The 16,647-nt window shown below is 48.5% G+C and carries 20 protein-coding genes; 13 read left to right on the top strand and 7 right to left on the bottom strand.

Annotated elements, in window-relative coordinates:
- Nucleotides 1-26: 26 nt before the first annotated feature.
- On the bottom strand, nt 27-956 hold the full coding sequence (locus tag JW881_05050) for a cation transporter (GenBank protein ID MBN1696861.1): 930 nt from the start codon (nt 954-956) through the stop codon (nt 27-29).
- Nucleotides 957-1,140: 184 nt separating this feature from the next.
- Here JW881_05050 and glmS point away from each other — a divergent pair, with 184 nt between their 5' ends.
- Entirely contained in the window at nt 1,141-2,964 is a 1,824-nt protein-coding gene (glmS, locus tag JW881_05045) for a glutamine--fructose-6-phosphate transaminase (isomerizing) (GenBank protein MBN1696860.1), read from the top strand.
- 78 nt (nt 2,965-3,042) lie between these two features.
- Here the strand turns inward: glmS and JW881_05040 are convergent, their stop codons facing one another.
- Both JW881_05040 and JW881_05035 read right to left on the bottom strand, forming a co-directional pair.
- Nucleotides 3,043-3,459, bottom strand: a complete 417-nt coding sequence (locus JW881_05040; GenBank protein MBN1696859.1) for a hypothetical protein — start codon at nt 3,457-3,459, stop codon at nt 3,043-3,045.
- Nucleotides 3,437-3,586 (bottom strand): hypothetical protein, encoded by a 150-nt coding sequence (locus JW881_05035; GenBank protein MBN1696858.1) that lies wholly within the window; start codon nt 3,584-3,586, stop codon nt 3,437-3,439. Before JW881_05035 ends, JW881_05040 begins: the two co-directional genes overlap by 23 nt.
- 299 nt (nt 3,587-3,885) lie before the next feature.
- Between JW881_05035 and JW881_05030 the strand changes: the two genes are divergently transcribed.
- The 4 genes from JW881_05030 to JW881_05015 all read left to right on the top strand — a co-directional run bounded on the left by JW881_05030 (nt 3,886) and on the right by JW881_05015 (nt 7,241).
- A complete protein-coding gene (locus JW881_05030; GenBank protein MBN1696857.1) occupies nt 3,886-4,170 on the top strand; it encodes a flagellar biosynthesis anti-sigma factor FlgM in 285 nt (94 codons plus the stop codon).
- 98 nt (nt 4,171-4,268) lie between these two features.
- On the top strand, nt 4,269-5,417 hold the full coding sequence (locus JW881_05025) for an iron-containing alcohol dehydrogenase (protein ID MBN1696856.1): 1,149 nt from the start codon (nt 4,269-4,271) through the stop codon (nt 5,415-5,417).
- A 12-nt stretch (nt 5,418-5,429) separates the two neighbouring features.
- The gene (locus JW881_05020; protein ID MBN1696855.1) at nt 5,430-6,218 is read left to right on the top strand and encodes a TrmH family RNA methyltransferase; all 789 of its coding nucleotides are present in this window, start codon (nt 5,430-5,432) and stop codon (nt 6,216-6,218) included.
- A gap of 210 nt (nt 6,219-6,428) precedes the next feature.
- Nucleotides 6,429-7,241: a hypothetical protein gene (locus JW881_05015; GenBank protein MBN1696854.1), complete on the top strand. Its 813-nt coding sequence runs from the start codon at nt 6,429-6,431 to the stop codon at nt 7,239-7,241.
- A gap of 25 nt (nt 7,242-7,266) precedes the next feature.
- On the opposite strand, the gene JW881_05010 is transcribed toward JW881_05015, so the two are convergent.
- A complete protein-coding gene (locus tag JW881_05010) occupies nt 7,267-8,337 on the bottom strand; it encodes a KamA family radical SAM protein (protein ID MBN1696853.1) in 1,071 nt (356 codons plus the stop codon).
- 156 nt (nt 8,338-8,493) lie between these two features.
- Here JW881_05010 and JW881_05005 point away from each other — a divergent pair, with 156 nt between their 5' ends.
- The 4 genes from JW881_05005 to amrA are packed head-to-tail and all read left to right on the top strand — an operon-like array spanning nt 8,494 to nt 11,917.
- Nucleotides 8,494-9,036: an O-acetyl-ADP-ribose deacetylase gene (locus tag JW881_05005; GenBank protein MBN1696852.1), complete on the top strand. Its 543-nt coding sequence runs from the start codon at nt 8,494-8,496 to the stop codon at nt 9,034-9,036.
- A gap of 15 nt (nt 9,037-9,051) precedes the next feature.
- Nucleotides 9,052-10,476 carry an NFACT family protein gene (locus JW881_05000; protein MBN1696851.1) on the top strand — a complete coding sequence of 475 codons (1,425 nt, stop codon included), beginning with the start codon at nt 9,052-9,054 and terminating at the stop codon, nt 10,474-10,476.
- A 33-nt stretch (nt 10,477-10,509) separates the two neighbouring features.
- Complete coding sequence (amrB, locus tag JW881_04995) at nt 10,510-11,364, top strand: AmmeMemoRadiSam system protein B (GenBank protein MBN1696850.1); 855 nt, start codon at nt 10,510-10,512, stop codon at nt 11,362-11,364.
- On the top strand, nt 11,354-11,917 hold the full coding sequence (gene amrA / locus JW881_04990; GenBank protein ID MBN1696849.1) for an AmmeMemoRadiSam system protein A: 564 nt from the start codon (nt 11,354-11,356) through the stop codon (nt 11,915-11,917). Before amrB ends, amrA begins: the two co-directional genes overlap by 11 nt.
- A 28-nt stretch (nt 11,918-11,945) precedes the next feature.
- Here amrA and JW881_04985 read toward each other — a convergent pair whose 3' ends face one another.
- Both JW881_04985 and JW881_04980 read right to left on the bottom strand, forming a co-directional pair.
- Nucleotides 11,946-12,350 (bottom strand): PIN domain-containing protein, encoded by a 405-nt coding sequence (locus JW881_04985; GenBank protein ID MBN1696848.1) that lies wholly within the window; start codon nt 12,348-12,350, stop codon nt 11,946-11,948.
- On the bottom strand, nt 12,347-12,574 hold the full coding sequence (locus tag JW881_04980; protein MBN1696847.1) for an AbrB/MazE/SpoVT family DNA-binding domain-containing protein: 228 nt from the start codon (nt 12,572-12,574) through the stop codon (nt 12,347-12,349). Before JW881_04980 ends, JW881_04985 begins: the two co-directional genes overlap by 4 nt.
- Before the next feature lie 211 nt (nt 12,575-12,785).
- On the opposite strand from JW881_04980, the gene JW881_04975 reads away from it, so the two are divergent.
- The 4 genes from JW881_04975 (at nt 12,786) to JW881_04960 (ending at nt 15,528) form a co-directional block, all read left to right on the top strand.
- The gene (locus tag JW881_04975) at nt 12,786-13,025 is read left to right on the top strand and encodes a type II toxin-antitoxin system Phd/YefM family antitoxin (protein MBN1696846.1); all 240 of its coding nucleotides are present in this window, start codon (nt 12,786-12,788) and stop codon (nt 13,023-13,025) included.
- The gene (locus JW881_04970; protein ID MBN1696845.1) at nt 13,022-13,423 is read left to right on the top strand and encodes a type II toxin-antitoxin system VapC family toxin; all 402 of its coding nucleotides are present in this window, start codon (nt 13,022-13,024) and stop codon (nt 13,421-13,423) included. The genes JW881_04975 and JW881_04970 overlap by 4 nt, the downstream gene beginning before the upstream one ends.
- A gap of 101 nt (nt 13,424-13,524) precedes the next feature.
- A complete protein-coding gene (locus JW881_04965) occupies nt 13,525-14,973 on the top strand; it encodes a hypothetical protein (protein MBN1696844.1) in 1,449 nt (482 codons plus the stop codon).
- Nucleotides 14,974-15,078: 105 nt separating this feature from the next.
- On the top strand, nt 15,079-15,528 hold the full coding sequence (locus JW881_04960; GenBank protein MBN1696843.1) for a hypothetical protein: 450 nt from the start codon (nt 15,079-15,081) through the stop codon (nt 15,526-15,528).
- Between the two features lie 70 nt (nt 15,529-15,598).
- Here JW881_04960 and JW881_04955 read toward each other — a convergent pair.
- Nucleotides 15,599-16,647 (bottom strand): PocR ligand-binding domain-containing protein (locus tag JW881_04955; protein MBN1696842.1); only part of this gene is annotated, 1,049 nt, incomplete at its 5' end.

Genomic DNA, 16,647 nt, shown 5'->3' with positions numbered 1-16,647 from the left:
CGGATGTCTTTTTTCGAAAATGTTCATCAATCGTTGATATTCTTTTCTGAAAGGCCGTATTTTTCATCACGTTCGACATTGCCGCTCGGTTCGACATGGACGATGATATCGTAGACGTTTTCGAGCCTTTCTTTTATCTTTTCCTCCACGGCGGCGGCGATCGAATGGCCTTCTCTCACTTTAATTTCAGGATGTACCTCGATATCGAGACTGATGATATACATATCGCCGATGCAGCGGATCCGTGTTCTGTGGGGATTCGCCGCACCCGGCACTTCACCGACGGCGGTGAAAATAATATTGTAAAGCGATTCATCCTTGAGACCGTCCATGACTTCCAGACTTGATTCCAGAAATATTTGTATCGCCGATTTTATGATCCAGAGACTAACGAGGATCGCCACAACATAGTCGATCACCGGCATACGAAAGGCGTAGGTGAAAATCAGCCCGGAGAGAACACTCACGGAGATGAAGATATCGTTTCTCATATTCTGCGCGTTTGCCAGAAGCATTGCGCTTCTGTTTTTTTTCCCTTCCCGAAACAGGATGACGGCGAGGGTGGTTTTGCCCGCTATCGAAATCAGGGTAACGACAAGGGCGAGTATCCCCGGTATTTCACGGACCTTGCCTTCCAGTATGCCGGTGACGGTGGTGATAATAAGCTGGACACCGATAAAAAAAATGATAAAGGCGACAATTTTGGTGGCGACCGCTTCCGCGCGGCGATGCCCGTACGGATGCCGTACATCCGGGGGTTTTGAAATAATCTGTGCGGCAATCATCGTAACAAACGATGTGATGATATCGGTGGCACTGTCGATACCGTCTCCGGTGACGGCGAGGCTTCCGGAAAAGAGACCGGCGGCAATCTTGCTCACCGAAAGGAGTGCGTTTCCCGCTACCGCGATTAAAGATGTCCTGTATATGGCGCGCGCCCGTTGCCGGTCAAGCATCACCGATTATCGTCCTTTAAAAGTATTTGAGAAATTCAATTATAATCAAAAAAGATGGTCCGGCAAGGTTTATTTTCCACTTTTTTCGGGGCATTTCCCGCACTTGTGTGAAACCGGATTAAGATGGTATAGTATAATAGTAAATGAAGCTGGAAAATGTTGAGACAGATGAGGGGGACAAAATATGTGTGGTATCATCGGTTACTGCGGTCCTAAAAACGCGACTCAGGTGCTTGTCGAGGGATTGAAGCGGCTCGAATACCGGGGCTATGATTCAGCCGGTATAGCAATCGGGAAAGAGGGGCACCTTGATGTGGTCAAAACAAAGGGAAAGATAAAGGACCTTAATTCCATCATTCCGGCCAGGTTGAACGGGCATTTCGGCATAGGTCATACACGGTGGGCAACCCATGGCGGCGTCAACAATATCAACGCCCATCCGCACGTCGATTGCAGCGGGAAAATATCGATCGTCCACAACGGAATCATCGAAAACTACGAAAGTCTGAAAGGGATGCTCTCGACCGAAGGCCATACCTTTATTACGGAAACGGATTCCGAAGTCATCGCCCACCTTATCGAGAAATATTACTCGGGTGATCTCGAAAAGGCGGTGAAGCAGGCGATTCCCCTTCTCAAGGGGACATATGGTATCGTCTGCATTCACGCGGACGAGCCGCAGAGAATCATCGGGGCGCGGAACGGATCCCCCCTGGTCGTCGGGGTCGGCGAGAATGAAATGTTCGTCGCATCCGATGTCACCGCCATTATCGCGCATACGAAACAGGCGGTCTATCTCGAAGATTGGGAGGTTGTTTCGCTTACCCCCGAGGGATTTTTGACGACTGATATAAACAACAGGGAAATAGCAAAGGACATCGAACAGATAAGCTGGGAACTCCAGGAAATCGAAAAGAACGGGTTTCCCTGTTTCATGGAAAAGGAAATTTTCGAACAGCCCGAATCCGTCAAACGGGCAATGAGCGGGAGGATCGATTTTGAACAGGCCACGGCCCATCTCGGGGGATTGAATCTATCCACAAAGGAACTCATCAATATCGAACGTATAAAAATAATCGCGGCCGGCACTTCTTATCATGCGGGAATGGTCGGAGCGTACCTGCTCGAGTCCATACCTCGGATACCGGCAATCGCGGAACTCGCTTCCGAAGTCCGGTACCGGAATCCGATCATCGAACGGAATACCCTTTATTTTGCCGTATCGCAGTCCGGAGAGACCACGGACACCCTGTGCGCGATGAAGGAGCTCCAGCGGAAGGGGGCGACGGTGCTCGGGATCTGTAATGTCGTCGGTTCGAGTATCGCCCGCGATTCGGACGGCGGCGTGTATATCCACTCGGGTCCTGAAATCGCTGTAGCTTCGACAAAGGCCTTTACCTCCCAGATCACGGTGTTTTACCTTTTCTCTCTCCTCATGGCTCGCATGAGGGATCTATCCTACAGAACCGGTTTGATGTATATCGAAGACATTCAGGGGATTCCTTCGAAGATCGAGTGGATCCTCCGGTCGCGAAAAAAAATACAGGCGATGGCAAAAAAATACGCCCATTACAAGGATTTTCTTTTTCTCGGCAGGGGAATCAATTATCCGGTTGCTTTAGAAGGGGCACTTAAACTGAAGGAAATCTCCTATATTCATGCGGAAGGGTACAGCGCGGCGGAAATAAAACACGGTCCGATCGCGCTTATCAACGAAGAAACCCCGAGTATCTTTCTTGTCCCCGACGATAATCTGCGGGAAAAAATAATTTCAAACATGAAGGAGGTAAAGGCCAGAAACGGAAAGGTGATAGCGATTTGTGTCGAAGGCGACGAGATGATAAAAAACATCGCGGACGAGACCATCGAGGTGCCGCGTGTGCACGAACTCTTTTATCCCTTTATCATGGTGATACCCCTTCAGCTTTTTGCCTATTATTGCGCGCTCGAACTCGGCAGGGATGTCGATCAGCCGAGAAATCTGGCAAAAAGCGTGACGGTCGAATAAACCGTCTCACCGATATCCGGACTTGATTGTCGAATCGTTCATATCATATCGCTTGAGACGGATGTTTTTCTTAAGCGCTTACCCCGTTTTGATTTTCAGGCAGACAGTGCAGCCCTCAATATGGACACGGTTTTTCCCCTCCCGCCTCCACATCCTGCCGATGAGATATGCGCCGGCGTGGATCTGCCTTTTACAAACCGGACACTTTTTTTTCACGGTTGCTTTCTCGCCGTGACAGAACCGGCATCCGTAGAGATAGACTCTTTTTTCATCCTTTTTTCCGGGCCATGATTCCGTCCGGATTCGTTCTCCGGGCAAAAGCCATGATTGACAAAGCGGGCATTTCATTTTCCGCTTCCGGTCCATTGTCCGCGGCACCGGATGTTTCATGACATACGTGATGACCAAGCCGGTGATACAGATAAGGATTATTCCGATAATGACTAAAACCGGTAGATTGATTGCTACTCCTTCATGAATATTTCTTGTTTCCACGGGCTCCTCTTTGCGGCTTGCCCCTGGTCCCATGAAGAAACTTTCCTTCGTTCATCATTATATTCTTTATCGATTCTTTTGGAAAAGATGAAGGTTTTTTACCTTTAAGCCGTGTCTTTTTCTTCATTTTTTTTGCTCCCGGCCGGCTGGTTCCTTTCTCACTGATAGTATAGCCGTGATACCGTGGTTTCGCAAATTTTTTTTAAAATTTCCCGGAATTCCCTCAAATTTATGGGAATTTCAAACGAAATTAAAGTACAGTCACATTAATAAAAAAATGAATTTTACTTGACTGATTTCACTGAAAGGGACAAAATGAATCCATGGGTGGATAAAAATGGTAGTATTATGTGCAAATTTGATAAAAAAAATGTTAAGTTTATATAAAGTTTTTCCGATATATAAGATGAAAGGAAGGGTTCTATAATGACCATCGAGAGAATAAACGTACCTGATCCAATCTCCAAATACAATAAAGTCGATAACGCTGCAAAGACCAAGAAGACTCACAACAAAGACTCCATCAATCTCTCCGAAGAGGCAAAATCAAAAGCAGAGGTCTATAATGCAACAGAACTTGCAAAAACATCACCTGCGGTACGGAAAGATCGGGTAGAAGAGGTAAAAAAGAAACTCGAAGATCCTTCTTACATCAACGACAGGGTGATAGAGGCCGTTGCAGACGAAATAATGAAATATTTTGAAATATAGTCGTCAATAATGTGATAATGTCAGGAAAACTGATGGATAATGTAAAGGCGGAGAAGCTTGATACCTTCTCCGCTTTTTCTTTTTAAGGAGCCGTAAAATTGTCGGATTTGTACCTTCATATTCCGTCAAAGGTTGTTTTGGGCGTTGATACGATACACCGTATCGGGGGTCTTGTTTCGGAGATTGCCGAACGGGTCCTCATCGTGACCGAAGCAATTCTCTATGAAAACAATACCATTCAGCGCGTGCAGGAAATACTCGAGAACAAGGGGATCAAGCATATTACCTTCGATGAGGTAGTTCCCAACTCGACAAGCGTTGTGGCCGAGAATGGCGTCAGCTTGGCGAGGGTTTCTCACGCGGATGCGGTTATCGGCCTCGGAGGAATAAAAACACTCTGTACGGCGAAATGTATTGCCATGACATCCCCCACGGGCAGGAGTATCGATCAATTTCTGCTGGGATTTAAACCGGCGGGGGAACCACTCCCCTATATCGAAGTACCGACAACATGCAGGAATCCCTTTATGCTGACGGACGAATATCTCCTGGTCGACGCACGGGACAGGAAGGGGATCATCGGAGTGACGCAACCGGACATCACGAGACTCGTAATCATCGATCCGGAATTGAGCAGTTCCCTTCCCCTTAAATATACGGGCACGACCGTTCTCTCGACCCTTCTGCTTGCTATCGAGGGTTATCTTTCGGATAAAAGCACTTTTTTCTCCGACCTCGTTTTCAGAAAAGCGATCGATACCCTCAATTCGTTTATCCCCTTGCTGGTCGAGCATCCGGAAGACGGTACGCACCGTGTCCATGCAGCGACGGCGGGCTTTCTTGTCGCGATGGGACTCACCCACGTCCGTGCGGGAATCGGGACGGCGCTTTCCTATGCCCTGAATGCGCGCCTTTTAGTGCCCAAGTCCTGGGTCTCTTCGATCCTCCTGCCCTACGTCCTCGAGTTTCATGCCGCAACAAGCGAAGAAAAACTCGCGCGTATCGCGATTCTCCTGGGAGAATCGACCGAAGGACTATCGCCCCACGATGCGGTAAAAAAGGCTGTTGGCGGGGTGCGCAGGCTGCTTGCCTTTCTTAAAATACCTTCCCGGTTGAGGGATTTCGATGTGAGTCTCGAAGATATGTCCGGTGTGATCGAGACGGCATGTTCCTTCAGGATGATCAGTGAAGTTTCGCGGGAAGTAAAGCCCGATGAAATTTATGACATCATCAAGGCCGCATATTGAACGGGGACGCCGATGTTTACATTGAAGAAACTCATACGGCTGCCGTATAAAACAAGACTGAGGAAACTTGTCATGATTCTCAAACAGGCGGAAGTGGAAGTTTCGCGGGGAGAAATCATCGATTTTCCGTATATCGGGGAAATTCTCACCGGCTGTGAACCCCATTTCCCGCCCGAGCTTTCCGGATATATCAGGGAACATATTACTGATATCGAGACGCCAGGGAAGGAAAGGCGATTTTTGAATACCGTTCGTCATATCCTTCTCTCCCTCCTTGGCAGCGAACCCGTCGAATGGGATTTTATACTTCCGGAAACCGGTGCTCTCGATCCGGAAAAACGGATCGTTTTTCCGGCAAGCGTTTTTCTCGAGGATCTTCGTTCTCCTTTTAATGTGGGCGCGATATTCAGGTCCGCCGAAGCATTCGGCGTCTCCCGGATCTATCTGACCGCAATAACACCCTCTCCCGAACATAAAAAGGCGTTGAGAACATCGCGCGGCTGTTCGGATGTCGTACCGTGGACCCGAGGCTCACTGGATTCGATTTCCACACCCGAAGGTATCTTTGCTCTCGAACTCGGCGGAACACCGATACATTCCTTTCGTTTCCCGGAGACCGGCTGTGTTCTTATCGGGTCGGAAGAATTGGGATTGAGTCCCGAAGCCCTCGCGCTTGCCGACAGCGGTTGCGGCCGTGTTTCGATCCCGCTCGGCGGCGCGAAACGGTCCCTGAATGTCTCCGTCGCTTTCGGGATACTCATGTTTTACTGGTATTCCACTCATTCAGGTTCTTTTAAGTGATTCATGAGCGGCGGTAACAGAATATCGGCCTTTTTTGCCGTAAATCAGGGAAACAATTCAATTTTTTTTGCTCGATTTCATGATATCGATAAATTTCAACAAAAATCATTCCAATGCTTGAAAACGTGAAATAATTTTATTATTTTTTTAATGAAAGCAAATAAAAAAAGTTTAATAAAGACGTTTATGTAATGAGAAGGGATAAGAGAAATGAAAAGGAATATTTCACTTAAGTATTTGAAGCAATATCTGTCCGACTTTCTTTGGAAACTTCAGGAAACATTGAATGACGATCCCGCTTTTCAGGATTACCGTTCGTTTATTTTCCGGACGGAGCTGGACAATGTATTGACCTATATGGAAAAAAAACTGTCCGGTGAAAGCGATCTGAATGAAGTAAGGGAAGCTCTCAGATATATTCTGAATGCGGATGATTTCGATTATGTTTCTCTCCTCAGGGAAACCGCTCGTCTTACGTTTCTGAGACAGGACGAGGCAAGGGATCTCCTCTCCTATATCTGGAGATACATCTTCGAAGACAGCTTCGAATATCCGCCCGGCCTTTCCTGTAATGACTTCGTTTTGGATGAGCAATTGCCGGAAAAAAAGATCGATATTACCACGATTATCACCCAGAAAAAATGGCACCATGCGACCGAACAGATTTCATGGGATACCCAGATATTTTTCGACAAGGACGGAACGGGCACACTCTGTTATATTCATCTCAAAAACGCCAATCATATTCTTTTTAATTTCAGGTATAAAATAAAAAAGAATGAATATACGGGAAACTCCCTAATCATGATTCACTTTCCCGATCTCAATGTCGCGTTCGAACTTGCGATCAAGGTAATCAAGGCGATGAAGCGGATATACAGGCGGCCGAAAAACGGTTCGAAAAACGGCACCAACGGCCATAATACGGTGATCAAGCTTTCGGACAATCCTTTTTTTCTCACACAGGATTTTCTTCAACGGAGAAATCATTTTCCTCAGGAAACGGTCTTTTACCAGTTGTGACCGGCGGTTTTTCAGGGAAAATTCGTTACTCGGCGGGATAACGGTGGCGTGTCCCGTCGTAATCTTCGATCGCATACCATTGGTTACCGGCACGCTCAACGGTAACGTGCGGAAGCATCACCTTTCCGCCGCCTCCGGGAAGATCCACGGCGTAAAAGGGGAGGGCTATTCCCGAAAGCGACGATGAAAGCCGTTTGTACAATGAAAGTCCTTTTGAAAGCGGGAGACGGAAATGGGAGGTGCCTGCCGCGAGATCCCCCTGAAAAAGATAATACGGCTTGACCGGGAGGCAGGCAAGCCCATTGAAGAGAAGGGTGAGTTCCTCCACGCTATCGTTAACCCCCATTAACAGAACACTCTGGTTCAGTACGGGAAAGCCGGATGAGATCAGCCGGGAAACCGCCTGCCTGCTCTGACCGGTAATTTCCCGGCTGTGATTGAACTGTGTCACGAACCAGAGGGGGCCCCTTTTTTTTAACTCACGGCACAACACCGTTGTGATTCGCTGGGGGAGAACGACCGGGACACGGGTGCATATTCGTATAAGCAGGTGCCGTTTCAGGGAACGGATCGCATCGAGAATCTCCAGGATGACGCCATCATCGAGGACAAGGGGATCTCCCCCCGAAACGAGCAGTTCGCCGATTTCCGTGTTTGCGGAAAGAAAGGCGAGCGCCTCTTCGAGTCCGTTACGATCGATTGTCTTGCGGCCTGTGGCGGCGAACCCCCGTCGATAGCAATGCCGGCAATAGACGGCGCAGAGATTGGTGACACGCAGGACAGCCCTGTTCGTATACCGGCGGATTAGCGAAGGGACTGCTTCGAATTTTTTTTCAGCGAGGGGGTCTTGTGATTCATATTCCTTTACCTCAAACTCCTTTGAAGAAGGAAGAAACTGCTTTCGTATCGGGTCCGCCGGATCGAGCGGGTCGGCGAGTTTGAGATAATACGGCGTTACGGCAACGGGAAGGATTACGCGGCCCTCAGTCCGTTCGAAAAAAAGTCTTTCATCCTCACGAAGGGTGAAATGCGCCGAAAAATCTTCCGCTACGGTTTTTCTGTGTACAAGCTGCCAGTGCCAGTCGGATGCATCCATGATAAGGAAATAGTACTACAGGCGGGCGCCTCTTTCAACCGGGACAATATAATCGTTGAGGTGATGCGTCGGTTGCATGATAAAGGAAAACGGTCACTGTACAAAAAACCGTATTTATTTTACCATAATGCCTGACGCGCAAGCAGGAGGAATCCTATGATACTGAAATCCCTTTTGGGGGGCAGACTCGTTATTGAAACCGGCGATATCACGGATAAGGCCGTCGATGCGATCGTCAATGCGGCGAACTCTTCGCTCATGGGCGGCGGCGGTGTCGACGGGGCGATTCACAGGCGCGGCGGTCATGCGATTCTGGAAGAATGCAAAAAAATACGTGCAACCGCATACCCCGATGGTCTTCCCCCCGGTATGGCGGTCCTTACGGGAGGGGGAGACCTTCCCGCTTCCCATGTCATCCATACGGTCGGGCCCGTGTGGCACGGGGGCGGCAAAGGGGAACCGGAAGTCCTTGCCGGGGCATATACAAGTTGTCTTGCAATCGCATCCGGGATGAAGATGAACGTTATCGCGTTCCCGTCGATTTCCACAGGTGTATACGGCTATCCAAAGGAAAAAGCGGCGGTTTTAGTCTATGGGGTCATCAAGGATTTTCTGACCTCCAACGATAAACCGGAAAAAGTCTGTCTCGTCTTTTTTTCACCGGACGATGCCGATATTTTTTTATCGAATATACGCTAAAAAGGGGGAATCCGATTGCTGCTTAACTGGAAGGAAATCGACCTTATACTTTCCGAACTCTCTCTTGAAGGAAGTATCATTCAACAGGTACACCAGCCCGTTCATTCGGTTATTCTCTTTGATCTTTACCGGCCCCGCGACAGTCTTACCCTTTATGTTTCATTATCGCCTTCCTCATGCCGGATACATTCGGCCGAAAGAAAGTTTACGAATCCCAAAAAAATACAGCGTTTCGCGGGATTGCTCCGTTCTTATGTGAAGGGGGGGAGGATAATGCGGGCGTATCAAATCGGATGCGAACGGATTGTCAAGCTGGAAGTAAGGAAAGAAGAGCGGGATACCCTCATCTGGATCCGGTTGTGGGGAGGGGCGGCGAATATGATCGTCACCGAGGAAAACGGAACAATCCTCGATGCCTGTTACCGGCGGCCGAAACGGGGGGAAATATCAGGGGGTTTCTATAATCCGGAAAAAAACCGGGATATAAAACCCGGGGTGGAAAAGGGAGAGAAATACCGTATCAGGGAACTACCCGGAGAGGGCCCGTTCAATAAAAAAATCGGAGATTATTTTTTCAGTCAGGAAGATGGGGACAGGAAGAAAAAGCTTTACGATTCCATAACCCACGCATTAAACGAGAACGAGTCGTATCTTTGTGCCCTGTATGAGAAAACAGTGAAACAAATAGCCGAATACGACAATTTCGAACGTTTCAGGGAAATGGGGGATATAGTTGCGAGTAATCTTCATAATATCGGCAAGGGAGACAAATGGCTCGAAACGTATGATTTTTTCAGCAACAATAAAATGATAGCTATCGAACTGAACCCCACCCTTTCTCCACAGGACAATGCAAAGCGATATTATGATAAATACAAAAAGGCAAAAAGCGCTTTACGATCTCTGGAGCAGCGGGAAAAAAGACTTAAAAGGGAACTGGATGCCGTCAGGAAAAAGAGGGCCCTTCTTCAGCATGACGACAGCCTCGAAACCCTCTCGTCTCTGAAACGAACGTTCCGTAAGAAACCGCAAAAAACGCCTTCGCCGGGGCGCCCCGGTCTCGCTTTTTTTTCAGGTGATTTCCAGATAATCGTGGGTAAAACCGGCAGGGAAAATGATCTTTTATTGAGAAAGTATGTTCGCGGGAACGATTACTGGTTCCATATCCGTGATTATCCGGGTGCCTATGTTTTTGTCAGATCGAAAACGGGCAGAAGCATCCCCCTTCAGACAATGCTCGATGCGGGGAATCTCGCCGTGTTTTACAGCAAGGGGAAGGAATCCGGGAAAGGGGATGTTTATTATACCCGCGTGAAATACCTGCATCGTGTCAAAAAGGGAAAGGTGGGAATGGTCATTCCGACACAGGAAAAGAATCTCTACGTCGTTCTTGATATGAGACGGATTGAAAAGTTAAAAAAATTGAAACCTCTATATTGATTTCTCGGGTTCAATCAATAATAATCTTACTATATGGCTAAGAAATCTCAGGCAGAGGGGAAAATACGGGGTTCAATCGTTAACGGGATATTTTATCCTTCGGAAGAAGATAAGCTTCGATCGCTTCTCGAAAAGCTTCTGAATGAATCACCGGAGAAACCGGGAAATGCTTTTGCCATTGTTTCACCGCATGCCGGTTATTCCTATGCGGGAGGCATCATCGCTTCCGCCTTTAAATCCGCCCTGAAACGGACGATAAAATACATCGTAATCATTGCACCGATTCATAATAATCCTTCCAACGGAATCTTTCTGCCCGAATCCAAGTTTTTTCTTACACCGATCGGTTCGATCCCGGTGAATCAGGAAATGGTGGAGGAAATGCATTCGTGCAGCACGGAGATTCTCTGCAAGGATCTCCCCCATCTGGAGGAACACTGTATTGAAGTGCAGCTTCCATTTATTCGGCATCTTTTCCCCCAGGCATCGATTATTCCGGTGCTGCTGGGTAACTCGGCCATGCGCAATATAAAAATGCTCAGCAACGCCCTCCAATTGACATTCTCTCCGCACTATATGCATACATTGTTCGTCATAACGGCAAACATGAGCGGTTATATCAGGGAAGAGGACGCGGACAGGGAAACGGAGCTTCTCATCTCGCTTATCATCGAGAAAAACTGGAAAGGTATTGTTGCTCAGAAAGAAAACAAAACACTGAGTTCATGCGGAGCGGGATGTATCGCCTCGATCCTGTCTTTCAACAATGTCAATTACCGGCTCAGGGTGATCGAACAGAACAGCTCGCTGAGTATCGAACAAAACAGGAAAAAAAAGGTGAACTACGCGTCGATCGCTATATATAACGAGGAAAACGATGGAGTTTAATCTGACGGACGAGGAAAAAAGAATTCTCCTTGTTGTGGCCCGGACATCGATCCTGCATCATTTTACAGGGGAGATATCCGATTATCCTGAACCCACGCCGGCCCTTCTCGAACCCTGCGGGGCGTTCGTTACCCTTCACAAGAAGGGAAGGCTGCGGGGCTGTATCGGATATGTCGTTGCCGTCAAACCCCTTTTTGTCACGGTCAAGGATGTCGCTGCCTCGAGTGCGTTCAGTGACCCGCGGTTTCCTCCCGTGACCAAAGACGAAACCGGCAGTCTCGAAATCGAAATATCGGTCCTGTCGCCGCTTCGAAAGATAGACGATGTCGATGAAATAGAAGTCGGCAAACACGGGATAATGATCAGGAGGGGATTCGCTTCGGGTTTGCTTCTGCCCCAGGTAGCGACGGACAACAACTGGGATCTTTCCACCTTTCTCTCCCATACCTGCATGAAGGCGGGGCTTACCGGTGACTGCTGGAAGCAGCCGGATACGTCGATCGAAATATTTTCAGCCTCCGTTTTCAACGAAAAGGAGTTCGGGCTTCCCTGATAAACGGGCCGTTACCCGTTTTTTCAATCTACGGACATATTATTCGTACGGAGGGGAAATAATAGCCGATTCTTTTTGCATCTCTCGTGATCAGTTCCAGCGACATTACCGCCGCGTGGGCCCCGATAAAGAAATCAGGCAGCGTGGTCGTTTTGACGCCTTTTCCCCTTCGATATTGCATGAAAGCCTTTCCTGCGAGAAAGAGGGCCTCCTTTGGAATTTCGATCAACCGGAATCCGCATTCGAAAACGGTCTTTTCCAGATCTTCGATCCGGTCGAACCCGATGGATATTTCCGTGTAAATGACCGGATTGATACACAACAGATGGTCCCGCGAATACCCGTCGAGTACACCGGCGGACCAGTCGAACCATACCGGATCGTTTTCAAAAATATCGAGAATCACATTCGAATCGACCAGAATTTGCTTCACCGTTCCCCCCTGGTAAGCGCCATGATGTCGTCGGTCGACATTTTGACGGTCGCGATACCCCTGAATTTTTCGAATCTGTTTTGTTTGTTTTCCGGGTTTTTGATTATTTCGATATATATTTTTCCCTTGTCATCGAAAAACTCGACCTCGACATTTTCATTTATGCCGTATTTTTCCCGCAAAGCGAGCGGAATGGTTACCTGTCCTTTGGATGTCACGCGCATTATTCACTCCTTCAAGTAATACTCTTACCAGTAAGAATAATACTTTTAATCTACATTTTCAAGAGGAAAAATGTATAAAAGGGAGAAATTGGTGAAATATGAAGCGTATAATTCCACATGAATGATCAATTTTTTAGTAAGCGCTGCCTGTTGCTGTATTATATTTTCCTGACAACTTGACAAGTTTGTCTGATCGGTGTACCTTTATTATATGAAAACAATGCCCGTCGGCAAATTAAAAAGCCATTTCTCCGAGGTGATCGAGGCTGTGAAAAACGGCGAGCACATCGTGATATCGTATGGAAAAAAGAAAAAAAAGATAGCGGTTATCATTCCCTTCTCTCAATTTGCGGGTGAGAATGGTATCAAACCAGGCATTCTCAGGGAGAAAGCGGCCTGCGCCTTTTCCGATGATTTTGAAATGACACCTGAAGAGCTGGCGGGTGAATGAATTACCTCGTTGATACCCATTACCTCCTCTGGGCGCTTATCGAGCCTTCCGGAATCAGCACATCCGTCATGGAAATCCTCACGGATACCCGGACGGTTGCTTTCGCGAGCAAAATCAGTTTCTGGGAAATAGCGCTCAAGTACTCGATCGGCAAGCTCAGGCTCGAAGGGACGACCCCCGAAGAAATTCTCGATGCCGCATCCGCTGCGGGGTTTCGTATTTTCGACATAAGCGGCGAGGATCTCGCGGCGTCCCACCGTCTTCCGTTTATCGCGGACCACAAAGATCCCTTTGACAGGCTTATCGTGTGGCAGTGCATACGAAACGATATGACGCTTTTAACCGCGGACAGGCGGCTTGAGGGATACAAGCCGCACGGGTTGAAAATCGTCATATAAAACGGCAATTACCGCGGGGGTTGTGCGGGCAGGTACGAAATGTTCATTTTCTTACTATATCCTTTCTTCCCCCCGCAAAGCCTGTTGAATGAAATCCCCGCATGGGGTACTATGACGGCATGAACAACATAAAGGAAATTATCGCGGACGCCCTTCCCCGCCCGATTCTGGTAAACGGAAAAACATTTCTGGGGGTACCCACCGGGGTCCGGGGGAGCAGCTTCATGCTTACGAAATTGAGCAACATGAAGCATTCGCCCGGCATGATCGTCCGCGGGCTCCAGATCATCGACTGGAAGTTTACCGGCTTTACCAGGGTGGGGGAGGAGACCTTCCTCTACGGTCCTGAAGAAAAGGGGATCCTCCTCGCGGACCTGCTCGATGCGTCCCCGAAAGATCTCCTGCCCCTGCTCGAAAAACTCGTTGGCGCCTTTAACCTGTTAAAGGAGAGAACGCTTCCCCTCTTCAGAATATACCTGCATTCGGTCGTGTTTTTAAACGACGGGGGCGTCCTTTTTCTGCCGCCCGATATCATGAAAGAGATCACCGACATCCGGAACCGCAGGGAGAAAATATATCTAAAAACGATCGTCACCCATCCGGACCTGCGGGGGGAACAGAGTATTTCATTTTGTACGGCCGTGCTGCTGTATCACTCGTTGACAGGCCTCTTCCCGTTCCACGCGGAAGAAGAGGAAGAGATACACAACCGGATGAGGAACCTCGACGTCACCACGCCGAAGGCGGCCGTTCCCTCATTGAGAGACGACGTGGCTGCGATGATCGGTCTCGCGCTGGACAGAAAAAGCGTACGGCCGCCGTCACTCGACGAGTGGATGGAATCGTTCGAAAAATGGTCGAAGGAGGGGTTCGAACGGCAGTTGTCGGATGAGGAATTAAAGCGGGTGACGGAAGAAGTACGAATGGAAAAAATGCGGTATACCGCATCGTATCGGAGGAAAATATTCTGGCAGAAGAACTTCAGAATGATTCTTGGAATCGGCATCGTTTCCCTGGTCGCTTTCGTCTTTCTTGGCTCGATCGTCCACAATATTTTTTTCAGAACCAGGGCCACGAATGGGATGAGTCCAAAGGAAGTGGTGGAGGCATACTACCGGAGCATCAATAACCTCGATCCATTGACCCTCGGTGATTGTGTGGTCGGGAATGCGGGAAAGGACAATGTCGAAGTGGTGACAAACCTTTACGTGATCACGCGCCAGCGGCTTGCTTATGAAAAGACAAGTTTTTATATATCCGCCGATGAATGGGACAAAAAGGGGAGGCCTGAACTCCGGCCGTATACCATTCTTCACGGCGTGGCGCGGCTCGAGATTTCGGAACTCCATGGGGAACCGGATCCCGCTTTTCTCGCGTCCTACGAGCGGTGGCACACTGAATCCGAAGATGCGGGGAGCCCCGGTTCGAGCGCCGGAATCGAGTATTTCGGCATGAAAGTCAAAGAAAGGCTTTATCTCCGCCTGAACCGGGGCGACTGGGTGATATTCAACATCGATGTGATCGAAGAGACGTCGCTTGAACGGCAATAACCTTTTACTTGATAGCTGCGGATAAATAAATTATACTTTTTCCTGTGGATATCGACGGGGTGTCCCGTAAAAATTTTTTATTTTCAAATATAATAGGAGGAAAATATGAACAAAAAAAGCATTTCTTTGGCGATTGTTGTGATAATTGCTTTCCTTGCTTTTGTTTCATGCGAATCCGACGGTGACGGTTCAGGCGACGGTTATACGGTCGTCTTCGATTTTATCAATATCGCCGATCTTGACGGTGCCGGCGCTCATGACGGTGAAACCATCTATGCGAAACTGACGACAAGCGATTGTATGGCGGAGGCGGTCGTATGGGGAAGCGCCGTCATCTCCGGCGATGCGGCATCGATGACATTGGAGGATATTCCCGAGGGGACTTATATCGGGTGCGGATTTATCGATGTCAATGGAAACGCTTCGGGCGGCGGGGACTCGATACCTGATACGGGAGATTATGCCGGAGATTCGGGCGATACGAATATTTCCATTACGGAAGACGATAACGTTAATATAGATGTCAGCGGCTGGAGTGTAATACCTCCAGGTTGATGCCGACAACGGCCGGTTGATATGCCTCGATATATCAAGCGGAAGCGTTTCCCGATGAAAGTCTTTTTTCTCACTCCCTGACATCCGAATCGAAATAGGGGGTGATATGCGTCTTCTTCCGGCGGTAGCCTGTCGGTGAAAGCCCTTCCTTTTTTCTGAACACATGGCTGAAGTAGTTCGAATCATTGTAGCCCACCCGAAAGGCGATATCGATGATATCGAGGGAGGTGTTCCGAAGGAGGTTCTTCGCTTTTTCGATTCTCACTGAAGTGACATAATCGATGAATGAAATCCCCGTTTCATCCTTGAACATATGACTCATGTAATAGTCGCTGACACAGGCCGTCCGCGCGATATCCGCGAGTTTTATTTCCTGATCGAAATGCGAATGGATATACTCCTTTGCCTCTTCGACGATTTCCTGCCGGGACCTGCCGCCGCCTTTCGATTTTCGTTTCAGTTCGACATTTTCCATCTCGATGTCGACGATGTAGTTGACGATATTGAAAAGCATTTCCGAACCCGCTTCGATCGTTTTCATATCTTTTACCGGAAGCCGGTGGAACGCATCGAGAAGGATATCTTTCTTGTCGTTGACTTCGGGAAGCCCGATGAAGCGGTCGAACCGGTCCATGTTCATTTCCCCGACTCTGGTCTGCCCGGTAAGAATGGCGCCCACGTACCTGTCGCGGATAATAATCGGGATAACGATATCGATGAGGCCGGCATGACATTGATAGATATAAGGGCGTTTGAGGGCCGCTGCCTTCGCGCAGCCCTCCCGGTCGGATTCCCTGCAGCACCTGCGCATGGACGATTTTCCCAGGATCAGACAGAACTCACGCGAACCCCGCGGCGCGGTAATCATCTTTCCCCGCTCATCGACAAGGGTCGAGGACAGTCCGGTCAACAGTTCGAATTCGTCGAGAAACTGCTGTAATATGCTGATATTGAGAACGCGCTGTAATGAAATAATCCGGTTTTCTTCCATGTTCAGCTCAATGTATAGCGATGTATCCGTCATGGCGGCCGCCGTTGCCTGAAAGATACTTTCCGTTGCCTGAAAGATACTTTCCGTTGCCTGAAAGATACTTTCCGTTGCCTGAAAGATACTTTCCG

The sequence above is a fragment of the Spirochaetales bacterium genome (assembly GCA_016930085.1).
In the GTDB taxonomy this organism is placed as follows: Bacteria; Spirochaetota; Spirochaetia; order SZUA-6; family JAFGRV01; genus JAFGHO01.
This window is presented reverse-complemented; position numbering and strand designations above follow the sequence as displayed.